Source organism: Crateriforma spongiae (assembly GCF_012290005.1).
Lineage (GTDB): Bacteria > Planctomycetota > Planctomycetia > Pirellulales > Pirellulaceae > Crateriforma > Crateriforma spongiae.
Map to the genome: position 1 here is coordinate 489,694 of NZ_JAAXMS010000006.1, position 25,798 is coordinate 515,491.

The following is a 25,798-nucleotide window of genomic DNA, read 5'->3' on the forward strand; positions in this document are numbered from 1 at the left end:
CTATTTCAAGATTTCGTCGATGCGGTCTTCGGTTTCGTCCGAACCGGCGCGGTAACCCGAAAGCAGCACCGACGGGTCGACGACTTTCCAGGACGGCATTCCGGCCGCCAAGGTCGCGATCAACATCCCGCCACGCAGGGTCCACAGGACATAACCCAACGACGCCAAGCCCAACGTGGTCGCGGCACCGCCGACAATCACACCACCGGACTGTTCGGTCTGGTTTTCATCCTGCATCTGTTCCCACTGTTGCCAGACGACGGCGTTTTGCAGGTCCAACGTGCGGATTCGGTCGATCAGCTGAATTTCCGTCGTACTGAACCCAAGTCTCGTATAGTCGGCGTCTTTGCCCAGACGGATCGACCCACCGACATCGGTCGAAAAACTGGCTTGCTGGGCCATGGAGTTTCGGACACCAATACCGCCATTGCCCTTCACCGTGCCTCCACCGGTCGTGATGGTCGCCGCCGAATCTTTCGAACCGGAAGAGGCCTCATCGCTCGATTCATTCGATCCGGTCGGCGATGCGACACCATCGGTTGCATCGGAGCTTCCTTCGCCGCCTTCACCACCGTCACCGGAGTCGGAGGAATCGTTGTCTTGGGTGTCCGTGTCGGTGTCCGTGTCTGTATCGGTGTCCGTATCGGTATCGCTGTTGTTGTCGTTGTTGCTGTCGCCGCCGTCTCCATCACCACTTCCGCCGGTGGGCGGTGCCGCCTGGACTTCGATCGTGACCACCGTGTCACCGCTTTCCAATGATCCGTCACTGGCACGATAGACGAATTGGTCGGTGCCAAAGTAGGCCGTCGATGGGGTGTAGATGATGGTGCCGTCGGGATTGACCGTAACGGAACCGTGCGAGGGCGCCGTGACCAGAACCACGTGCAACGGATCGCCATCCACGTCAAAGTCGTTGTTCAGCACGCCGGGCCCGTTCAACGTCACCGGCTGGTCGACCAGCGTTTGATACGATTCGGTGTCCGCAACGGGGGCTTCGTTGACGTCATTCACATTGATCAATACGGTTTCAACCAGGCTGTTGAAGTACGCGTCGCTGACGCGAATGTCCAGTGAATAGTTGTCGGTCGATTCGAAATCCAGGTCGGCGATCGCCAGAGTGATTTGGCCGGTGTTGGGATCAATCTGGAATCGACCCACAGCGTCGCCACCAACGATTTGCCAGTTCTGCAAAGTCGTCGTTGCGTCGGCGTCTTGTGCAACCATGGAACCGACCACGGTGCCACTGGGTGAGTTTTCATTGATCGTCATGACTTGCCCCGGGGTGATGACGGGGGTGAATTCGTTGACGTCACCAATGGCGATATTGAACGACTGGCTGGCGACCGACCCGTCACTGCTGGACGCTTCGATGATGATGGTGCGTGTGGCACCATGGATCTCGCGATTGATCGACGCGGCTGTGGTGACTTGTCCGGTGACCGAATCGATCTGGAACAGGCCGTCCGGATTGCTAGTCAGTTGATAGGTGATCGTGTTGTTGGTTCCGTCCAAATCGATCGCGTCGGCGGTGATTCCCACCGGAGTTCCGATCGGGCTGTTTTCATCGACGGTGTTCGTTACCACATCGGAATCTACCGGCGCGGTCACGTCGAATTCGTCGGCGTCGGTGATTTGGATGGTGAATGTCGTGTCGGCGGTCGACCCGTCCGTTGAATGGGCGCGGACGACGATGTCATGACTGGTGTCGGATTCGTAATCCAACAATCCACCATTGGCCACTCGCACGATACCGCTGATCGCGTCGATCTTGAATCGTCCGCCCGCGTTGTCGGCCAGACTGTACGTCACCGTGTTGTTGGTGCCGTCGGAATCGGTGGCCGATGCGGTGATCCCGACCAGCGTGTCGGTCGCCGCATTTTCAATGACACGATTGACTGATCCGTCGGTATCCGCCGGCGCGGTGACGGCATGCTCGTTCGCATCGGTGATCGTGACGGTAAAGGTTTCGGTATAGCTTGCCCCCGCGGTGTCGGTGACTTGGACGATGATGTCGTGGCTGACCGCGGATTCATAATCCAGCAATGAAGTATCCGCCACGCTGACTTCCCCCGTCAAAGCGTCGATGGCGAATCGACCGCCCGCGTTGTCGACCAGGCTGAACGTGGCCGAATCGGACGCGTCAACGTCGCTGGATCCGATCGTTCCGATGGGGGTGGTGTCGGCGGCGTCTTCGATCACCGACAACCCCGGATCGATCAAGTCGTGTGGGGCGTCATTGGATCCGCGGATCGTGATGGTGATCTGGGTGGTGGACGTGGCTCCCTGGGTATCACGGATGGTGTAAGTGAAGACGTCGCTGAGAGTGTCCGTGCTGGTCCGCAACGCTTGCACCGCCGGATCCAGTTCGTCCAGCTGATAGGTGTAGCTGCCGTCGGACTGGATCACCAAGTTGCCGTACAAACCGCCGACGGGCGCACCCACATTGCCGCTGGCGTTGGGTTGACTTCCCACGGCCACGCCGGTCACGGTCGCGGCGTCGCCCGAATCGGCGTCCGTATCGTTGTCAAAGACGTTGCCCAGCGCATCGCTGCCGGGGACCGAATTGCCGACGCCGCCCGATTCGACCGCCGTGCCGCTGTCGACCGTTGCCACCGGCGCGTCGTTGGTTCCGGTGATGGTCACTGTGACCGTTTCGGTGTCCGACAGCGGTGTGCCGGCATCGTCGGTGACGCTGACGGTGTAAGTCAGGATCAGCGTATCGCCGTCGGCCAAGAAATCGAACGCTTCGGTGCCGCTGTTGAAATCCCAGGTCAGCGTGTCGGTCGTTTCGGTACCGTCCAAGATGGCATTGGGTGATACGGACAGGAATCCTTGCAACGTCGGATTGTCCAGTGCGGGTGGAACACTGCCTGCACCGGTTCCGGAAACGGCGACACTGTCAACCGATGCGGTGACGTTGTCGGTCAGGTCGGCGTCGTCAATCGTGAAGGTTCCGGTATCGGTCAGTCCCGCGTCGGCTTCGGTCAAGCCCGACGTGGCCGGGCCGCCCGTGATCAACGGCGAATCGTTGGTGCCGGTGATGGTGACGGTAACGGTTTCGGTGTCCGACAGGGTGGAGGCAGAATCGTCGGTGGCGCTGATGGTGTAGGTCAGGATCAGCGTTTCGCCGTCGGCTAGGAAGTCGAACGCTTCGGTGCCGCTGTTGAAGTTCCAGGTCAGCGTGTCCGTCGTTTCGGTGCCGTCCAATATCGCTGTCGGCGATACGGACAGGAAGCTTTGCAAAGCCGCGTTGTCCAGCGATCCGGGAACGCTGGACGCGCCGCTGCCAGAAACGGCAACGCTGTCGACGGCGGCGGTGACGTTGTCGGTACGGTCAAGGTCGCTGATCGTCAGCGTCCCGGTGTCGGTCAGTCCACTGTCGGTTTCGGTCAGGCTGGACGTGCCTGGACCGTCGGTGATCACCGGTGCGTCGGCGGTTCCGTTGATGGTGATGGTGACGTTCTGCGTGTCGGTGGCACCTTGACTGTCGGTGACTTCGATCGTGTAAGTCAGCGTCAAAGATTCACCGCTGGCCAGATAGTCAAACGACTCACCACCGCTGTTGAAGTTCCACGTCAACGTGTCGGTCAACTCGGTCGCATCTAGCACGTTCGCGGTCGATGACAACATGGATAGCAACGTGGCGTTGTCGCTGCCTAGGCCGGTTGTGGTTCCGCCGGTGACGACTCCCGTCACACTGCTTGTCACGATATCCGTCAAATCGGAATCGCTCACCGTCAGCGTTCCGCTGCTGGTCAATGTGGTGTCGGTCTCGGTCAGCGTTTCCGCGGCACTGTCACCCGTATCGACGAAGACATCCGGCGTGTCATTGGTTCCCGTGATGGTGACCGTGACGGTTTCGGTGTCGGACAGGGTGGAGGCGGAATCGTCTGTGGCGCTGATGGTGTAGGTCAGGATCAGCGTTTCGCCGTCGGCTAGGAAGTCGAACGCTTCGGTGCCGCTGTTGAAATTCCACGTCAGCGTGTCGGTCGTTTCGGTACCGTCCAGGATCGCGGTCGGTGAGACGGACAGGAAGCTTTGCAACGTCGCATTGTCAAGCGATCCGGGAACGCTGGATGCGCCGGTGCCTGAGACGGCAACGCTGTCGACGGCGGCGGTGACGTTGTCGGCGTTGTCGGAATCGCTGACTGTGAACGTGCCTGAATCGGTTAGGCCGCTGTTGGTTTCGGTCAGCGATGACGTGGCGGGACCGCCGCTGATGATCGGGGCGTCTTCGATCGAGTTGACGGTGACGTTGAAGGTCACATCGGTGAATTCGCCGCGAGCGTCGGTGGCTCGGACGGTGATTGTGGTCGTGCCGTGTTGCTCGGCGGCGTAGTCCAACGTCAACGTTCCCGCACCGTTGTCGATGTTAGCGGAATCGAGGAACGCGGGACTGCTGTAGCCGATCAGACTGTAGGTCAGCTCGTTGTCGGCGTGTTCCAGATCGCTGAACGCGGCATCGAGGTCGATGACCGTGTCCGGTGCGTCTTCGTTGACAGTGACGTCGCCGATGCTGCCGGTCGGGTTGCTGTTCAAGAAGATATCGACGGCACCGGACGGCGAGTCGTATTCGTCGTAGACGGTGAAGCCGACGGAGTCATTGAGCAAGGTGATCGCGTCGAACGTTCCGGCCAACGTCGTGGACGTGAAGATGTCTTGCAGGTAGCCGCCCGCCGTCATGCCGGTGAGGTCGAGTTCCAATTGCGCGCCAAGACCCAACGTCAATGTGCCGCCGACCGCGATCGATTCGTAAACGCTGGTGGAGGATGCTGACAAACGAACGATCGCGTCGTTGTCGAGCGTCAGATCGTTTGTGATCGCGCCCGTGCCGATCAGCAACGAGTCGTCGATCACGACTTCGCCGGTCGCGTTGATCGTGTAACCGTTCAAGTCCAACGTGCCCGAAATCACGTTCAGGTCTTGCGAAGTTCCGTTGAGCACCAAGTCATCGGCCAGGATCGCCGTGCCGGTGGTCTTGTCGATGTTCAGATTGCCATCGGAAAGGTCGTCGCCGGAGATCGTTTGCGTGCCGGTTCCGTTCAGCGTGATTTGCGAGTTGCCGCCGACGCTGGTGTCCGATGACGTGATGTTGCCCGCGACGCGGATCTCGCCGACGTTCAATGCATTGACGCTGGTGATGGTCAGATCGCCGCCAACGTTCAGCACGCCGGAGATGTTTTTGCTGTAGTTGGAATCGAAAATGACGTCATCAAAGTTGATCGACGACGCGGTGATGGTTCCCGAGTTGTTGCCGAAGGTGATTGTGTGCGTCAGATCGGCAACGGTTCCGGCGACATGATTCAAAACGCCATTGATGGTCAGGTCAGTGCCGAACGTCAGCGTGCCGGACGCCTTGTTGATCGTCAGGTGTTCGGCTTTCGCGGTGCCGGTCGTTGCCGAAACAATTTGATCGCCGGTGCCGTCGGCGATGATCATCGTCGTGCCGCTGTAGCTGTCATCGCCGTAGTTGATGTCGCCGGCGACGGTGATCTGGCCGCTGTTCAGCGTGCCCGCATTGGTGAAGGTGAAGTCGCCGTCGACGTCCAGCGTTCCGACGATCACGCGGGATCCCGCAACGGTGCTGTTCAGGATCACATCGTCAAACGTTGCCGAACCGGCATCGATCGTGGTGTTATGACCTTGGAACTCGACGACTTGACCGTTGGTATCCCATCCGCCGGAGGTGTGAGTGAAATCACCGCCGAGTTCGATATCGTTCAGCAACCGAACGGTTCCGGAGGCTTTGTTGATGACCAGGTTGCCCAGTTCTCCGGTGCCGCCACCGGTCGAGATCGTTTGGTCGGTGGTTCCATCGAGAGTCAGCACGCTGGTACCCGACCAGGCACTGTCGAGCGTCGTGACGTTTCCCGATGCGGTCACGCCCGCACCGTTGATCGTGACGGCGTTGGTGTAGGTCAGATCGCCATCGATATCGAGTCCGCCAACGATGGTGACGGTGTTGCTGTTGTTGAATTCAAAGTCGTCAAAGGTGATTCCGGAGGCATCAACGATTTGACCGGACGTTCCCGACACGCTGACTTCGTGACCATCAAAGTCGACGCTGCCTTGGCTGTGCGTGAAGTCGCCGGCGAAAGACAGATCGCTCAGGATAGTCAACGTGCCAACGTGATCGATTTCGATGTTGTCGATCTGCGCCGACGTTTGCAGACTGCGGTCGCCGGTGCCGTCGAAGTACAACGCCGAACCGTTGGTGTTTAGCGTGCCGCCGGAGTGGATGAAGTCGTCAGCCAGATTCAGCGTGCTGCCGTCGATCGTCAGCGTTCCGCCAGTGATGTTGAGGATGCCATCCGTGTCGACGTTTTGTCCGTTGGTGTCGACGGTTCCGTCGGCAATGATGAAGTCGCCAGTGTTGGTCAGCGTTCGATCGAACGTGAGCGTTCCGGTATAGCCCGCGTTGACTTGGATTTCGCTAATCGATCCGGCGAACGCGGCATCCAGTGTCGAGTCTTTCGTACTGGTCGCGTCAAAGACCACGATGTCGTCGGCTTCGGGGACCAAGTCATGGTTCCAGTTGTCCGCATCGGTCCAGTCGTTGGTTGCTCCGCCGCCATCCCAAACGAACACGGTTTGGCCAGGATTGACCGTGATTGCCACCGTCGTTGAATCGGTAAGCGAACCGTCGTCAACCAAGACGACCAGGGACGCACTGCCGTTGTAGCCGGCTTGCGAGTCGTAATCCAAACCGTACAGGGCCGCGTCGATGTCGGCCGTGCTGCCGCTGAACTGCAACGTGCCATCGCTGCCGTCGCCATCGATGACGGTCAGTCCGCTTGTTTGCGAAAGAGCGATCGCGGCGTGATCGGCGGTCACGGTGACGGTCAAGTTATCGCCATCGGCATCATCGGTGTCGAAGACGCCTGCACCCAAGATGTCAAATGTCAGCGAACCGCCTTCGTTGACGGTTGCTGTCGCGGGGCTGGTGACCGTCGGTGCGTCGTTCAGATCGTTGACGGAAACCACGATGTCTTCTTCGCGGAACAGGCCACCGGAGTCGGTCGTGCGGACGCGAACGGTGTACGACGATTGGCTTTCAAAATCCAACACACCATCGGTCAGGATCAATTGATCGCCGGAGATCGAAAAGACGCCCGCATCGGCGCCACCGACGATCGTGTAGGTCGCCGTATCACCGGAATCGTTGTCGCTGGTCAGCAGTGTTGCGACAGCGTGACCGCCACTGGTATCGGTGTGTTCGTCGACCGAAGCTGCGTTGGGATTGAGGTCATGCGGCGTGACGTTGACATCGAATTCGTTGCCAAACTCCGACGTGCCGACTCCCGTCATCGTCGTGGTCGCAACGATTTGGTCCGTGTCGATGACGCCCGTGACCGAAAGCGTTCCGGAGAAGTTGCCGCTCGCATCGGTCGTCAGGAATCCGAGGTACCGCTGGCCTTCCCCACCGCCATCGCTTTCGAAGAACTCGATCCGCGCGCCGGCGAAATCGCTGTCGTTCGCCGCCGCACCAACGTATCCCGACAAGCTCAGGTTCCCACCGACGAGGTTGGCTGTTTCGATGATCGGGTGATCGATGCCGTCGTTGGCGTCAGTCGCCACTAGAAAGCCGTCGTTCACGCCGGTGTCGTTGTTGTCGATGCCTTCGCTGGTGTTGCCGTAAATCGAGTTCATCGAGATGACAGCGTTCTGCGCTTCTTCGTGGCCCGAACCATCGCCGCGAATGACGATCGCGTTGGAATTGGTGTGGACGACGTTGTATCGAATCGTTGTGTCGACCGAGCCGAATCCGGCGACGATCGCCCCGTAACCGGTCGTGTTGCGGACCGTGTTGTTTTCGATGGTGACGCCGATGCGTGGACCGTAGAACGTTCCGATGCCGAAACCGGACGTGATGCCGTCGATCAGGTTGCCCGACACGGTCGCCGCATCGCTGTAGGCACTCAAGCCGAACTGAAAGGCACCGTCAATTTCGTTTCCTGAAACGGTCGCTCCCGTGGAATCGGTGACGCTGAGTGCGGTTCCGATCGCGGCCCCGGAAACGCCGAAGTAGTTGCCGGTAACCGAAGCCCCCGACGCTCCGCTGAACGCGGCAAAGTTGCCACTGGTTCCGGTCTGAGCGTATTGCGTTCCGTCGGCGGAGGTGCCGAGCAGATTATCCGACATCACGGCGTTGTCGCCTTCGAAATACACGATGCCGCTGTTGGTCGTGCCGTCGGCGTCTTTGCGAACCGCAACGTCACGCAGTTCCGCATCGTCGCCTGTGAAGACCAACGTGCGAACGCCATTGGCGACGCCGACCAATTCCAGTTCGGTGCGTTCGAATTGCGAAAGCGTGACATCGTCGCCGGTGCCCAACACGCCATCGACGCCCAGTCCGACGGTTCCGCCGCTGCCGATTTGCCCGGCGTTGGAATTCAGCACGGTGGTGCCGTCGTCGGCCGAATAAGCGGTCCCGTCGATGATCGTTCCGATGTCTTCGATGTCAGCCAGCAGCGAAGTCAATTGGATCGTCCACCAATCGTTGCCACCGCCGTCGGTGTCGTTGGCGGCGACACCGGGAACGAATCGCATTTCGTTTCCGCCGGCGATCGCATTGGCGTTATCGACAAACTGGCGGAAGCTGCCTTGAACGCTGCGTCCTTCGCCGCCCACGTCGTCGCCGTCACGAACACCCGTCACAACGTTGAAACTGAAACCGCTATCGATGTTCGCCGTGTCCGATCCGCTGACGGAAACTCGCGTCACATGTTCGGCGGTCAACAGGGAACTCGCGTCGTCGGATACATCCGCCGCACGGCCACCAAAGAGTGCACCACTGCTGGCCAAGAAACCTGCGCCATCGGCAGCACCGGCGACGCCATAAGTTTGTTCCGCCCATACATCGGTCGCGCTGAACGTCGCGTTCAAGCCAGCCGATGGAGCAATCGTTCGCGAATCAACGACGACAAAGTAAGTGTCATCCAGCAGACTGTTGAACTGGTAGAAACCATTGACGTCTGTCGTGGTGGTTGCAATCAGCGTGTCCGCCGCGGTGATCGCGTTGTCGTCATCGACATCCTCGTACAAGTCAACGGTGACACCCGAGAGTCCAACCGCGTCACCGAGTTGCGAATCGCCGTTGATGTCTTCGACGATGTTTCCTTCGATCCGATAGGCATCATCGACGTTGATGGTCATCGTGTTCGGCGTGGGGTCGGTGTTCACGCCACCGTCAAAGACGCCGCCGTCATCGCTGACTTGGAACGTGAAGCTGTCGTAGGCCGTTCCGGTTTGGCCCGCGATCGCCGTGAACATCAAACGACCGGCGGTGATTTGCGCACGGCTGACTGAATCGGACGCCGATAGTTCTTCGCCCGCGTCGTAATCGCCGTCGGCGTTGGCATCGAGGTACAGATATCCCACGCCGGTGGTCGAGTTGATAATCAGGTTGGCGAACGTGTTCGCGTCGATGTCGCTGTATCCGAAATCGCCCAACGTGAAGGTGTAATCTTGGTCGCGCAGCGTGGACACCGTGTTGTCGGTCCCCGACGGTGCATCGTTGACTTCGGTGACGTTGATTCTGGCAACACCGGCCTCGTCGCTGAAAGCGGTGCTGCCGCCCGTCGTGCTGGCGTTGACTTTGGTGCCTGGCGTTGACCCGTCGGTTTGATCCCAAGCGACAAAAGTGAAATTGCCTTGTTCGGCGGCCACACCGTCGGGAACAAAGCGAACATGGTCGGTGTCACGCAACACCAACGCACTGGTGGACGATACCGTGCCGACATCGTTCCAGTTCGTGCCGCCGTCGGTCGAAAATTCCCAGTGACCGTTGCTGGCTGTGATCGCACGAATCGCGATGCCTTCGGATGCACCGGCGTCGGTGTCGGTGATTCCGAATCCCGCGTTGCTGGAGAGAATGGACGCGACGGTTTGGCCGGCGTTGTTGGTGGCGTCTTCGTTGATCGAAGTCAGCGTGTAGAGGTAAGTGTCATCCAGCACGGGCGCGTCGTTGACTGCGGCGATGGTCAAGTCCGCGGTTTCGGTGGCACTGGAAAAGGCGGTGGTGCCGCCGTTGGTGCTGGCGTCTTGCAGTGAACCATTGCTGCCGGTGCTGCGGTCCCAAGCTCGGAATGTGATCGCGTCGCTGATCGTGCCGTTGAAGTCCGCATCGGCTTCGAAATAGATTCGCGTGTTGCTGTTGGCGTTCAGGACTCGAGCCGACGCGTCGCTGACGCTGCCCAGTGCGTTCCAGGTGCTACCGTTGTTGGTCGAATACCACCAAGTCCCGTTGGTCGTGTCGGCGGCGGTGATCGCGATGCCGGTTTGTGGTGACGAATCAACGTCAGTCACGTTGCCACCGAGGCTGACAAGGTCGGTGATGACAGTGCCGACGGCGCCGGATGGCGCACCGGGGTCCTCGTTTTGGGTGGTCAGTGACAGCGCACCGGAGTTGTCGAGTATCGGTGCATCGTTCACATCGGTGACCACGATCAACGCCGTTTCGGTACTGGAACTGAAGGCCGTCGTCCCACCCACACCCGCGATGTTGTGTTTCGTTCCGGCGGTGCCCACCGTTTGGTCCCAGGCCCGGAATCCGATGTCCGCGGTCGTGGTGCCTTGTTCACCGTTGGGGTTGAACCGCAACAGATCCGTCGATCGCAGCAACAAGGCGTTGTTGCCGTCGACCACGCCCACGTCGGTCCAGTTGGTGCCGCCGTCAAGCGAGTATTCCCAAGTTCCGTTGGAAGGATCGGAGATGATGATCGCAATGCCTTCGGGGTCGCCGTCGACGTCGGTCAAAATATCTTGGCCGGACGAGGCGAGGATATCCGCAACGGTTTGGCCCGCGTTGTCGATGTCGTCTTCGGTGATCGTGTCGAATGAGGTCGTGTAGCTGTAATCCAGCTCCGGTGCGTCGTTGACCGGCGTGATGGCAATGTCCGCGGTTTCGGTGGCGGACGAGAACGCGGTCGTGCCGCCATTGGTGCTGGCGTCTTGCAGCGAACCGTTGGTGCCCGCCGATTGATCCCAGGCTCGGAACGTGATCGCGTCGCTGATCGTTCCAGTGAAGTCGGCGTCGGATTGAAAGTACACACGGGTGTTTGCGTCGGCTGTCAGCAAGCGTGCCGACGCATCACTGACGCTGCCCAGTGCGTTCCAATTCGTTCCACCATTGGTGCTGTACCACCACGTGCCGTTGGTCGTGTCGGCGGCGGTGATCGCGATCCCCGTGACCGCACCATCGTCCACATCCGAAACATTGCCGCTGAGCGAAACCAAGTCGGTGATCACCGAACCGACCGCGCCGGACGGGGCGCCGGCGTCTTCGGCCTGACTGGTCATCGTGACCGTGCCGCTGTTGTCCAGAACGGGCGCGTCGTTGACATCCGACACCGTGATTTGAGCCGTTTCCGAGGCGGAGCTGAATGCCGTCGTGCCGCCGTTGGTCGTCGTGTCGGCGAAGGTTCCGGCGGTGCCGCTGGATTGGTCCCAAGCACGGAACGTGATCGTTTGAGTGATGCCGTTTTCGCCGTCGGGGTTGAATCGGACCAGATCCGTTGACCGCAGAAGTCGTGCGTTTGAGTCGCTCACACTGCCGATGGCGTTCCAGTTCGTCCCGCCATTGATGCTGTATTCCCATTGACCGTTGCCGTTGGTACGGCCGGTGATCGCGATGCCTTCCGGATCGCCATCGACGTCGCTGATCGGGTCGCCGCCCGCACCGGTGGCCAACAAATCGGCAACGGTCATGCCGCCGTTGTTGATTTGATCTTCGGTGATCGACGTGACGGTCGGTGTGCCGCTGTTGTCCAGTTCCGGTGCGTCGTTGATCCCGGTGATGTTGACGATGGTGTAAGCCGTGCCGGTTTGCTCGCCACCGGTGCCTTGTTGGGTGCCGAAGTTGTCGTCGTCAAACTCCCAGTTCAGTTGCACGCTGGCCGGCGGCGCGTCGCTGGTGTTTTCGTACGTGATCGACTGCAGGACTTCGTTCAGTTTGGCCGCGTCCAAGTTAAAATTGAATCGCAGTCGGAGTTGTCCAGCTGAGTTCTGTTCGACGGTACCGATCGTTTCGCCGCTCAGGACAACGCTTCCGCTTTCGGTCAACGCGGCCAGGTTGCCACTACCGCCGAACACATCGTCTACGCTGGCTCCACCGTCACGTGAGATTCGCAGAATGGTGTTGTCGTAGTTGTCCAATCCTGCGGCGATTTCTTCGTCAAACAGCGTTAGGTCGCCGTCCAGAACCACAGCGGATCCGCCTTCGGTGAAGCTGACCGTGCCGACGTGGCCATTGATTTGTTGGACCGAGACGTTGTCAACGCGGCCGTCGACGTTGTTGGTATCGTCGGACACCCCGGCGGTGTCGGATGTGTCGGTGAAGGTGATCGTTGATGCGGCCGAGTCAGCGGTGAACGTGTACTCGTATCGCACGTACGTGTTGCCATCAATGTCGGTAACGATGTGCGAAGTCGTCAGCAGATTGCTGTCGCCGTCGACGGTGACTTGCATGGATTGATTTTTCAGATCCGAACCGTCGCGATAATCGAATGTCAATCGATAAGTCTGGCCGGCTTCGGTAGCGATCGTTTGCGAGGCCGTGTGTGGCCCCACGGCGTTGCCCCCACCAAAGTTCATTTCGCCACCGATGTGGGCGACTGCTCCGGAGGTCGACCAACCGCTCAAGTCGGTGTCGAACGTGCCGTTGCTGATCAATTCCGGTCCGACGAATTCGGGGGCATCGTTGACACCGGCGATCGTGATGACCGATTGCGTGCCGACAACCGTCGTGTCGTTGACGCCGTCTTGTTCGAATTCGGTGACCGATTCCAAGGTCACGGTGCGGGTGGTCCCCGTGGGCGCTTCGCTGGTGTTCTGATAGGCGCTGTTGTTGATCAATGCCGCGGCGGTGCCGGAGCCAATGCCGAAATCACGCGAGATCGTCAGGGTCGCAACGCCCGCGTTCACACTGACGCTGTAGCTGAATCCGGAGGTGTCGGTGGTCCCTTCGTTGCCGTCGACCAGTTCGATGTATTCGCTGTTAACGCGGTATTGCTCATGAGCACCATCGGAAATACCGGCAATGGAGATTTCGAAGGATCCGATCGTGTCGCCGAGTTCGACAGCGTCGATTGTGGTGCCCGAGAACACCGAAACCGCCGTGCCCCCTTCCGTGAACGTCGGATTGTCAGCGGTCGTGGAAACGACGGGTGCGTCGTCAACCGCGTGGACTTTGATGACCAGGTTTTCGGCCGCCGAATCGACGTCGCCGTCGTTGACCACGAAGGTCATCGTGCGATCGGTGGTGTCCGGATCGTGGCTGTTATTGTCGAACGTGATTTCGTTGAGCGCGGTTTGGTAATCCGCAAACGTCACGCTGTCGGGCGTGTCGCTGGTCAGCGTCAACGTGATCGAGCCGTCCGCCGTCAGGTTGCCGGTGGGGATGCCGGCCACCGAGATTCCGAGTGCGTTGATGGCACCTTCGTTGACGTTCAGGATGTCGCCGATCTTGCCGTTGGTCAGTGTGACCGTGACGGATTCAGCGTGGGTGTCGTCGATGTCGGTGATCGCAAAGTCGTCGTCGATGATCGCAATCGGTCCGGCGTCTTCGGTGAACACCGTGGTGCCTTGCTGAGTCGTGACACTGAAATCGCTGATGTTCAGTTGATTGCTGGTGCCGGTGTAATTGGCCAGGACCAGCGGCGCGATGTAGGCGGTGCCGTGACGGAACTGCGTTTGGCTGGTCGCGCCGGTATCGTTGGCACCTCCGATCACGATGGAATAGTCGCCACCGGTTTCGTCGATCGGTCCGTTGGACAACAACGGGTATTGGTACGTTCCGCCCGTCGGTGACATGTTGCGAACCGCTTCGCCGGCAAGAATCGTCGGCCCAGACCAGGCTTCACGCAGGGTGATGACGCCGGTCACGTGATCGATGGCGTTCTCGTCCCACAGGTCGTTCAACGTGTTTCGGGTGTAGGTGTAATCGGCGTAGGTTTCGCCCAGGCTATTGGTGTAGCCGTACCAGGCCAGCGATCGGTTCGTGTCCGATCCACCGTCGTACCAACCGGTCGCATCGTTCAAGACGATTTGCGTTGCACCGGCGACCAAATCCACGGCCAAGGTGGTGTCGACCGCTCCAGCGTATTTCCCGGTGTGTTTCGACGTGATTTGATTGCCGTCGATGTCGTAGCTGTAGAAACCCAGATAGTGCGTTTCGCCCGCGTCATAGTTGCCGCCCACGCCATCGCCCGACCATGCGGTCACCGACAACTCGTACGTCTGGTCCGAATCGATCGCAATCATGTTGGTCGATTCGAGTGTCGCTTTGCCGATCACCGAGGTTGTCGTGTTGCCACCGAATTCGCCGACCATTTCGTCAAAGCCGGTCGAGATCGTTGCCGCATCGTTTTGCGGCGTGACGTCAAAGGTCAAAGTGTTGGCAACCGGATCGGTGTCGACGCCGGAGTTGGCCGTGCCGCCGTCGTCTTGGACGCGGAACGTGAAGCTGGCGTAGCCGGTGCCGTTTTCATCAGCGACGGGTTCGTAGGTCAGCAGCCCGCTGTTGATGTCGCTGAAATGAACGAAGTTGCCCGCACCCAATGCCGAACCGCTGTAAAGAATCGTGCCGCTGCCGGGCAGCGTGTCGATGTGAACAAATTCGAGTGTGTCTCCATCGATATCGCTGAAGCCAAAGTCGGCCAGCGTGAATGTGTGCGTGGCGTCTTCGTTGATCGTGATCGTGTTGTCGCTGCCGCTTGGAGCGTCGTTGATGTTGGTGATGTTGACTTGGACCGTGCCCAGCGTTCGGTCGGTGCCACCGCCGTTTCCGGTGTTGCCGTTATCGTTGGCGACGACGGTGATCGTGTCGGCGCCCGTGCCTTCGGTATGCGTGACGCCATGTTGGTATTGCACGCGACCGCTGCTGGTCATGAACGTGTTCAGGTCCGCTCGCGTGCCCGACAACGTCATCGTGTCGCTGTTGTTGCCGGTCACGGTCACGCCGCCCGCGTCCGATGCGAACAGCAGACCACCGGTTGCCGTCGACAGCTCGATCGTCAGAGTTTCGCCGTTTTCACCATCGGCATCGCGGAGGTCAAATCCGGTGAAGACGAAATCCGAAAGTGTGTCTTCCAGAATGGTGAAGTTGGCTGGCAGCGTGCCGTTGTTGTACGGATCATCGTTCAAGCCCACGACGGTGATCGTTGATGCCGAGTTGATGGTTCCGGTGTCCGATCCGCCGTTCGCCGTGCCCCCGTCGTCGGTGACCGTGGTCAGCGTGACGGTGCGCGATCCGTTGGTGACGATTTCGCTGGTGTTGTTGTAGGCCACACTATCCAGCAACGCATTGGCGTCCGCGACGGTGAAGCCGCCTGTCTTGCTGATCGTGACCGTTGCGGTGGTTCCCGACACCGTGACGTCGACGTCGTAACTGCGGTTGCTGGTCGTTTCGCTGTTCAGATCCGTCAGCTCAATGGATTGGCTGTCGATGACGAGGATTTCATGGGCTCCGTTCTCCAGGTCAGACACCGTCAGTTCGATCGAGTTGACGCGGTCGCTGCCTTCGACGGTGCTGATCGACGTGCTGCTGAAGATTCCCACGCTACCGGCGTTTTCAGTGAACGTCGGATTGTCGGCGGTGATGGTGGCGACCGGCGCGTCGTTGACCAGCGTCATGTCCATCGTGCGGCTGATCGTGTTGCTGGTTCCGCCATCGCCGTCGGTCACGGTCATCTCGATCGTGCGTTGATTGGCAAGCGGCGTGTCGCTGAGGTTACGGAAAGAGACTTGGCGTGCGACGGCCTCGACCGCGGTGGCGTCAGCGTCATGGTTGAACGTGATCACCAAAGCGGTGGCGCCGTTACCGCCGGTGAACGTTCCGACTTCGGTCGCACCGCTGCCGGAATCGTAGTAAACCCGGTTGCTGGCGGTGGTGACGTTGTTGCCGGCTTGGATGAAAATGCGATCGGAGGATTGTGCGTTGGTGACGATGTCCGTCGTCAGTGTGCCACCAAAGAAGTCACCGCTGTCCCCGTCCGTGATCGTCAACGTGTTTTCGATGTACGTTCCGGTTCCGTTTTCGGTATAAGAATCGCCGCCCCCCGCCGCTGTGATCACCGGCGCGTTGTTGGCGACTCCAACGTTGATGCTGGTCGATCGCACCAGGCTGGTTCCACCGTCACCATCGGTCATTCGAAATTCGATATGTCGGACGGTTTCTGTTGCGGAAATCGTGTCGACGTTTTCGTAGGTGATGGCTCGCACGAGAGCAGTAACGGCTGTCGCATCGGCGTTGGCATTCAGCGTGATCACCATCGCGGAACCCGATGTTCCACCCGTGAAGGAACCGATCGTCGTGCCTTCGTAAGTGATGTTGCTGCCGGAGACACCAATTTGTCCGGCACCGGTGCCTTGGTTTTGCACCGCTAAGACGTCTTCGGCGGAATCGCCGCCGGAGACGATGTCGATGGTCAGCGTCCCGGTATCGAAGTCACTGCTGTCATCGTCGGAAACGACCGCAGCGGTGCCTTGGTCAATGATGACCGGGCCCTCACCCTCGGTGTAGTTGTAGGTGTCGCCGTGCAGGTTGTTGATCTCTGGACGATCGACCACGGCGGTGACGGTGATCGCGCGCGAGGCGGCCAACGAGTTCGCTTCGCCATCGTTGACGACGAACTGCACCGTTCGAGTCGTCGCGTCAGGGTTCTGGCTGCTGTTGTTGTACGCGACCGACCGGAGAGCGGCTTGGTATTCGGCGACGGTCGCGGTTCCCGTCAGCGTCAAGACACCGGTGCCGGAATCGTAGGAACCGGTGATGCCGTTTTGGTCCGCGAAAACGAGACTGTCTTCGGTGGAACTGAACCCACCGGTGATCGACACGGTCGCCGATTCCAAATCTGTGTCGTCGGCGTCGCTGAGCGTCAACGAATCGGTGATGGCAACATCCCCGTCGTCTTCGGTGTAGTCGAGCGCTGTGCCTTCGATAGACGACGCGACCGGCGCGTCATTCACAGCCGTCATGGTGATATTGAATTGGCCGCTGCTGGTGGTACCTTCGCCATCATCGACCGTGAAGTCGAAGTCGTCGCTATGGTTTTCGCTTCCGTCGTGGCTGTAGCTCAATCGGCCCAAATCGATGTCTTGCTGGGTGAACGTATCGTTTGTGACCAAGGCGACGGCATCGAGATAGAGCACGCCATAATCGGTATTGTTGGTCAGCGTGTAAACCAACTGGTCCGGAGTGTCATTAGTGTCGACATCGGTCGTTTCCAGCATCGCATCTGTGATCGTGCCACCCGAACCTTCCGCGAACGTCACGCCGGTGTTCGTGGTGACAACTTGTTCGTCGTTGACGCTGGTGGTGTTGATCGTCACCGTATCGTTCGCGGTGCTGAATGCGGTCGCTCCGCCTCGCGTGGTCACGTCAACCGATGTGCCCGCCGTTCCGGTTGTCTGATCCCAAGCGTAGTAGTCCAGCGTCATCGTGCCGCCGTTTTCGGTGTCGGGCGTGAACCGGATCAGGTCGGTGGCACGCAAGAGCAACGCGTTGTTGGCGTCCAATGCGGGCATCACGGTCCAGTTGCCGCCACCGTTGGTGCTGTATTCCAACACGCCGCCATCGCCGCTGCCTGCGTAGACCGCGATGCCTTCCACCGCACCCGGGTCGACATCGGAAACACTCGACTGCAAAACCGATGAGACAGGGGCATTGAAAGCCGCCGCATCTTCGGTGGTGTTGTAGACCGGGCCCCATGGCGTCATCACTGGTGCATCGTTGACGTTGGAGATGTCGATGTTAACGTTGCCCAGGCTGACGTTGCCTCCGCCACCGCTGCCCGTGTTGCCGTTGTCGTTGATCACCACGTACAGGATGTCCGCGTTATCCCCGGCTAGATTCGCGGTTGGATGCAGAAAAGTCAGGTTCGTCGTGTTGTCCAAATAGGTGTTCAGGTCCGCCAGCGTTCCGGTCAACTCAATTGCATCGCTGCCGTTGCTCGTGATCGTGATGCCGGCCATCGCGGCGGCGGTGATCTCGCCGTTTGCATCGGTGCTCAGTTTCAACGTCAGGTTGCCGCCGCCGTGATCGACATCGCTCAGGTCAATCGATGAGAGATCCAACTGGCTGGCGACGTCTTCGGTGACCGTAATGTCAGTCGGCAGCGAACCGGCGTTGGTCGGATCATCGTTGACCGATGACACCGAGATGTTGGCCGTGTCCGTGGCATCACTAAACGCGGTCGTGCCGCCGTAGCTGGATGTGTCGACTTTGGTGCCGGCCGATCCGGTCGTTTGATCCCAAGCGGCGAAGACAAAGGTTGCGTTCTCGCCATTTTGGCCGTCAGGAACAAACCGCAGGCTGTCGGTCGAACGAAGCAGCAGCGATTCGGTCAGCGACACGGTGCCGACATCGGTCCAACCGGATCCGGTGTTGTATTGCCATTTTCCGTGGGTGCTGCTTGATGAGAAGATCGCGATGCCTTCCGGGTCGCCATCGGCATCGGTGATTCGGTCACCACCATCGCTGGCGATGATTTCCGCGACCGTGTTGCCGCTATTGTTGGTGTCGTCCTCGGTGATCCCGGTCAAGTGAAAGAACGCGGAGTTGTCCAGCACCGGCGCATCGTTGATCGGCGTGACCGTGAGGGCAACGGTGTCGGTCGCTTCGGCTGAGCCGGGAACACCTGCGAGCGAGGCAATGTCGGTTTGAGTCAGTGCGCGGTCATAGACACGCACGTCGTCCATCGTTCCGTTGAAGTCGTAGCCGTCGACAGCAAGCCCGCCAATTCGCGTCACTGCGCCGGTATAGTTGATGGAAGTGCCGATCGTTTTCGTGGCGACCAATTCGCCGTCCAAGTACAGCGAAGCGGTGTCGGCAAGGTTGTCAAACGTGAAAGAAACGTGACGCCACCCGGTGCCGGCGACCGTGCCGTCGAAAGTCACCGATTGTGGGTCCGTTCCGTCGTGAAAGAAACCGACCATCTGTCCCGACGCATTGTCCAAACGCAGTCCCATGTTCGAACCAATTTGAACCACGGTGGCACCCTGCGTATCGGCCGCGGTCAGGTTCACCCAAGCCGCGATGGTGACGTTGGCGGGTTGCGTCAACAGATTGCTAACCTCGACGCGTTGTCCATCGCCGTTGAGCGACAAGACGTCACCGTAGTCCGCATCGGTGGTCACCGTCGCACCGATCATCGATCCGTTGTTGGTTCCGACCGGTCCGGAGTCATTGGCCGGATCGGCAGAGTCGAATTGGAACAACGCTTCCAAATTCGCGTCGATGTTCAGTTGATAAACTTGCTCGTCCTGCGAAGTGATCGTCAGCAAGTCGCCACCGCTGAAATCGGCCGTTGGGTCATACCGCAGTCCTTCCAACGCCGCGTTGATATTTTCCAAAGAACCGGTCACGGTCACCGTCGCCGTGCCATCGCCTCCACCGACAATGGTCAACCCGTCGGTTTGCGAAAGCGTGAGTGTGCCGTCACCGACCGACAGCGTCACCCGCATGCTTTCGCCCACGTCGTCGTGCAACACGATCGCATTTCCGTTGGCATCGTTGAATGTCAACGAGGAATCTTCATTCAGGATTTGCCCACTGGGGACCACATTGCTGGGTGATTCATCGGGAAGATTGTCGACTGCGACCGTGACCGTCTGCGCAAATGTGTGTCCGGCCGCGTCGGTGGTTTGAACCGTCAAGTCATACGTTGGCGATTCTTCGTGATCCAGATAGCCGACGCCGGTGAAGCTGATCTCGCCCGTCGCGTTATCGATCGCGAAACGTCCGCCCGCGTCATCGGTCAGGCTGAACGTGTAACTGGAAAGAACTTCGCTGGCGTCCCACTCGACAACGTAGCCGATCACGTCAGAACCGTTTGCATCTGCCCACTGACCGGTGGAGGAGATGAATACCGCGTAGTCTTCCCCACCGGCGTCATTGGGTTCTGATCCTGCCCAGTTGGCGTAGGCTCCGTTCGGTGCCGACCCACTGGCAGTTCCGTTCCAAAAGCGATCGGCTTCCACGCCATCATCGATCCAATTCCAAGCACCTTCGCTGGTCGCGTCGGTCGCCCCCATGTGATAGTTACCGCCGATGTGATCGACCAAGTCTCGAACAATCTTGTTTTCGTATTCGGTTCGAATGGTGACCAATTGACCTTCGACCCCGTTGATCCTGTCGGCCGCTGCGTTGTTCATGGCTGTCGCAACGTCGGCTCCCGACGTGACCACCTTGTAGAACTTGCCCGTGCCTGCGTTGTATGACAGCGTGCTGTCGCTTTGCAGAATCACCGAGACCGCTTCGGGGACCTCGATCACACGCACATCGCCGATGCCGGCTCCAAATGGTCCTGATGTGAACGATTCGAAACGCAGGTCGGTCGAAGTGGAATCGGCGGTGAAGGTCAGTGAAAGTGCTTGCGGCAAGAGATTCGATAATGACCAACCAGTACCCTCGGTGATCACGAAATCTTCGGAGACGCCACCGGCACTGGCACGAAAATCAATGTGGTCCGCACCACCGCTGAAGTTCCCCGCGGCGCTGAAGATGACTTGGTATTGCTTGCCGATTTCGGTCGTCAACGTCTGCACGATCGCGCCTTCGGTGTCGCCGTTGAGTTCAACCGATCGACCGCCCAGTTCGGTAGGTCCAACGATCGAACCCAGCAAATCCACGTTGCCGCTTTCCACCGTCCAACCACCGAACGTTTGGCCGGTGGTGTAGCGGGTGTACGAACCCGGGTCGGGGGCATCCATAAACAAGCCGTCGTTGACGAGGTCCACGACGACATCGGGATCGGTCGCGATCACGTGACCTGCGGCTGTACCACTTGTGGCGTTCTCCGCGATGTGAAGCCCGTCCTGCGCGTTGCCTTCGGTGAATCCGCTCTCGGTCGCATGCCCAATTGCCAAGGTATATCCGTTGACGATGTCGACGACTTCGTTGGAACCGTTGAAGTCCATCTGCCAATTGGCCAATAAACCGATCGCGGCCGCTTCGAGGGCCGTTACATCCAATTTGTGTTGATAGCTGTGGGAGATTTCTTCGATCGAACGCACGTGATCCCAAACACGAACGTCATGGAACACGCCGGAGAAAGATTCGGTCGCGTCAAAGCTGCCACCTTCGGTCCCTTGATCTTGCCCCAAGACAAAGTCGCCGCCACCGTTGGTTTGCGGTTGTGTCGGAGTCGAAACGATCTCGACCAGTTCGCCGTCGATATAAAACCGCAAATCGCCGTTGGGAGCATCCCATGAGAAACCGACGCTGTGGAATTCACCATCGAACAGTTCGGTATAGGTGCCCGTGGATGTGAAGCCGGTCCAGTTGAGCGTCCCGTCCGCTTCGACACCGAAATAGGACCCCGATCCCGCCGACCGACGGGAGTAGAACGTCGAAATGGTGTCAGGCGTTTGCAGATCACTGACTTGGAACTCCATCGTGATCGCTTCCAGCGCGTCCCAGTACGGCACGCCGCTGGCCGCATCAATGAGGTAGGCATCATTGCCGCCGTCGGTGTTCAGCGCAATACCTCCGGACAGGTCGGTTGGGGCGACTTCCGATTCGTCCACATCATTGACCGCGATCGTGAACGCTTCGTCGTATGTGCCACCATCGTTGTCGGTGACGCGAACGGTGACGGTGTGGCTGGCGTTGGTTTCGTAGTCGATCAGTGATCCATCGGCGACGGTGATCTGGCCGCTATCGGAATCGATCGTAAAGGCACCGGCAACGGTTTGAGACTGAATCGTGTAGGTAAGGGCTTCGGAAGCATCCAGCACCTCGTCGGCGTCCCATTCGACCAGGTAACCGTTCTCAACATGCGCCGCATCTTCTTCGTTCCAGAAGCCGTCGCTACGGACAAAAACGTAGTGCTGATTGCCGTTGGAGTTGTCGGGGCGGCCTGACAGCCAATTTGAGTAGGCACCATCAACGGCATAGCCACCTCCATCACCTGACCAAAATTGATCAGCCTCGACTCCGTCCTGCACCCACCGATGTTCGCCCTCCACCGTTTCATCGGTTGCACCGATCCACAGGTCACCACTGGCCGAGAAGGTCGCTGCGATCTGCTGCTCGACAGCAGAGCGTATTGTGGCAAGCTGACCGTCGACGGAGTTCAACGTCGTTGCCAATGCTTGCGTTGACGCTGTACTCCAATTCGTGCTGGCCCAAACGGCCTTGTAAAACTGATCGGTTTCAGCTGAGTAGACCAGGTCCGGATCGCTCGCCAACAGCGCAGCGATCAAAGCCTCGCGTTCCAGATCGGTGCCGGTCACCGATCCGATGACTTCGCCGGTCGTGACATCTTCGTCAACACTGAGATTCAGCGTTGGAGTGGACGGCGTGAACGAGCCGTTGTCGACGCTCTTGAGCTTCAAGTTGTTTCCGTTGACCGTGTCGGTCACCACGCCGCCGGTGGACAACTCATTGAATTGCCAGTTGGCGAGCAGTCCCGTTTCGTCGTAAGGCAAGTCGCTTCGGTAACTGGACCCGATGGCTGCGTCCGTCCGGACTTCGTTGAAGATCCGAATGTCATGAAGCGTGCCGCGGAAGATTTGCGTCGTCGTGTACCCACCGTCGACAGCATCCTGTTCCTGCCCAAAGACGAGCGTCCCGCCGGTGTCAATGGACAGCCCCGTCGCAACTCCGGTCGCGGTTGCTTTCTGATCCCCATCGATCAGCAAAGCTGCATTGCCGGTGGCACTGTCCCAGGTCACCGCGAGACTGTGTTCCAGGCCATCCGACAACGACGTCATGTCAAAGCCGGAGAACGCGTAGTTGTTTCCGCCGATATGAAGCTGAAACGTCGTGCCGCTGACCAAGCCAGCCAAAGCGTTGAAGTCTCCGCTCGTTGCATACGAAAAGAACGTGAATTGATTGCCAATCGACGTCGAATTGAATTGCATCTCCAACGTCAACGCGGTCAATCCGCCTAGGATCGCGTCGCCGTCGTCAGCGATAAAATACGCATCGTTTCCGCCATCATGGTTGATGCTGATTCCACCATTGGTCGTCGACGTGATGGCCAAATCCGACGGAGCCTCAGGGACGTATTCATACGAACCGATGTCGGCGGAAGCATCGCGAGCCTCACCACGGATGTCCGTGGTTGGTGGCGTTCCACCACCGGCATCATGCGCGGCGCTGCTATCCGTGATGCTGTGGTAGTACTGACCCGAGGCGGCATCAAGCGTCAATGCGGAAAGAACCGGATCGGTTCCTAGAACGCCGCCGTTGTCTTCGATCAGGTTGTTGGTGTTGGTGGCCAGTGTTCCGTTGACATCGGCTCCACCAAACGCGGAAACGTTGTCCGCGATGATTGAGTTGGTCACGTTGACCGTGCCCGCAATGACCTGAATCCCGCCACCGTTTCCACTGGTCGCTTCGTTGGCCGCGATGGTGGAGTAGTCGACGTTCAACGTGCCCGAATTAACACGAATGGCTCCGCCGTCGTACGTTGACGTGTTTCCGCTCATCGTGACATTGGTCAATGTCGTGACACCGCCGTCCACGTTCAACGCACCACCGTCGCTGGCCGCGTTGTTGATCAAAGAAACTTGTGTCAACGTCGTCGTGCCGGTGCTGTAGATTGCTCCGCCTGCTTGATTGATTGCGGTGTTGTCCTGGAACACGACGTTGGTCGCCTCCAGTGTGCCTTCGTTGAAGACGGCTCCCGCTTCGTAGACGTCACCTTCTCCGCCGGTCACCGTCAAATCGCTGAGCGTGAGCGAGTTGGATGACGTGACATGGAAGACCCGATCGGCCATCCCCGAGGCGTCGATGATCGTGTCGCCCGCACCGCTGCCGGTGATCGTGATGTCCGACAGAATGTCCAGGTCACCGGTCGCTGCGAACTGTTCGGTATCACCGGTGACATCCATTGAATACGTGCCCGATCCCAGCACGATTGTGTCGGCACCGTCGGTGTTGTTGGCTGCGATAATTGCTTCGCGCAGCGAGATGAATCCGTCCACGCCTTTGTCGGCATACAACGCCGATAGGCTGCTGGTGTCTCCGTCCAGCGTGTCGGCAAACGTGTCGACTTGGATGCCCGCACCTTTGGCCATCAATGAATTGACGTCATTGTCCGAGATCGCACGGGTGTAGATGCGAACGTCGTCCAGCTTGCCTTCGTAATCAGTTGCTGCGACGCTGGTGCCGCCGATCGTGACGGTCGAGCTGACATCGACGACGCCGACATTGGCTGTGGTTGGGCCAGAGGTCGTACCGTCAACGTACAGACGCAGATCCGTTCCGCTTCGAGTCGCGGTAACATGATGCCAATTGCCGTCGGCGACGAAACCGGATCCCGCAAGAGTGGCGGCCGAAGAGGTGCTGCCTTGCAGGAAGAAAGTCAGGCTTCCATCGCTGTCGGTGTAGATGGAGAACCCATCGCTGCCGTCGTGCGATCCGATCAAGCGAGTCGAGTTGCCTTGCAAAGCGTCCGCGTTGTACCAGAACGAAACGGTGAAATCGCCGCTAAAGTCCAACGATGGATCATCCGCGATCTCAACGACCGCGTTCGCACCAGGAGCATCCTGCGAAAAGTCCATCGCGTATTCACCAACGGCCGCATCGCTGGTCCACGCCGGATCATTGACCCACGTTCCATCGTTACCACTTCCCGACGCATCGGTTTCCGTCAGCGAACCCGACGTGTCGTATTCGTGATGCACGACTAGGTTGCTGGTGATGTCCAACGTGCTGTGCCAAGACACCTGTGCCGCATATCCAAACGCGACATCCGTCGTCACATCCCCGATGGTGTATTCCAGCAACCAGTCACCACCCAGATCCTCGTGTCCGGTGACGTCATCGGACGCGGCAACATCACAATCGCAGACCAACGCCAACAGTTCGATCAAGTCCTGTCCGTCGGTGGTGGCGGCTAGGTCGCAGCCGTACACCAGCATGTCGGCACCCGCATCCATCGCATGTCCCCACGACGCGATGTCGCCGGCGTACTCCGGTGCAGTGTCTAGGTTCAGTTCGGCGTTGCCCAGCCGGATCGTTCCCGCATCGCCGTGGCTGACCAGATGCACGGCGTCGACACTGGACAGCTGATTCAGTGTTTCGGTGATCGCATCCAATCCGTTTTGATCGGATGCGATGCGGACGATGATCCACTGGGTGTCGTCGGTGCTCGAACGCAGATGGTTGATCAGCATATCGGCATCATCGACCGCCTGATCGACAAAGACGACTTCCAGCGGGCGGGCCGGATCGATCGGTTCGCCGTCGACATCGACGGGGTCGGCCACTTGGGATCCATCGAAACTGTCATCCTCGCTGGTGGCGATCGACAGGTACGAATCGTCCGCGGGGCCCGGCGGCGGACTGTAGGTGTGCGTTTCGGCATGTCCATCGGCATCGCCCAGACCATCAGCCAGCGCTTCTAGATCGACATCGACCGCGGCGTCGGCGTCACCGAGGACCTGGTCGGGGCTTTCGCCGCTGAGCAGGATTCGGTCTTCGAGCGCGTAAAAGTCGAAAACGCGTTTCTTTTTGTCGGCCATCAACGCCATCCGGTGGGGCTTGGATCATCGGATCACCGACGGGGCAACAGAATGGAACCCTGCCACCAATCGGTGGTATTGCCGCGCATTTTTGTGAGCACAGCCGGCCGCACTTTGACCGGGTCACAAAACCCCCAGCACAAAAATACGACGTATCTACAACAACGGCGGAACAATGCGTGAACTTTCACGATCCGCTGAACCGGTGGGGACACATAGGCCGTGCGGCATTGGCAGGATTTGACGATTGGCGTGTCTGTTCGGAATGTCGGGGTGATTCGCTGTCGCACCCGGCCTTGACCAGTGAATCGTTGACGCCCGT

General features: G+C 59.2%; 1 protein-coding gene. It reads right to left on the reverse strand.

The window, feature by feature from the left end; all coding sequences use genetic code 11:
• Positions 1 to 25,476 (reverse strand): LamG-like jellyroll fold domain-containing protein, encoded by a 25,476-nt coding sequence (locus tag HFP54_RS18310; protein WP_168566259.1) that lies wholly within the window; start codon positions 25,474 to 25,476, stop codon positions 1 to 3.
• Positions 25,477 to 25,798: the final 322 nt, after the last annotated feature.

Coding starts and splice junctions, on each gene's coding strand:
- HFP54_RS18310 (WP_168566259.1), bottom strand. CDS start 25,476: ATGGCCGACAAAAAGAAACGCGTTTTCGACTTTTACGCGCTCGAAGAC.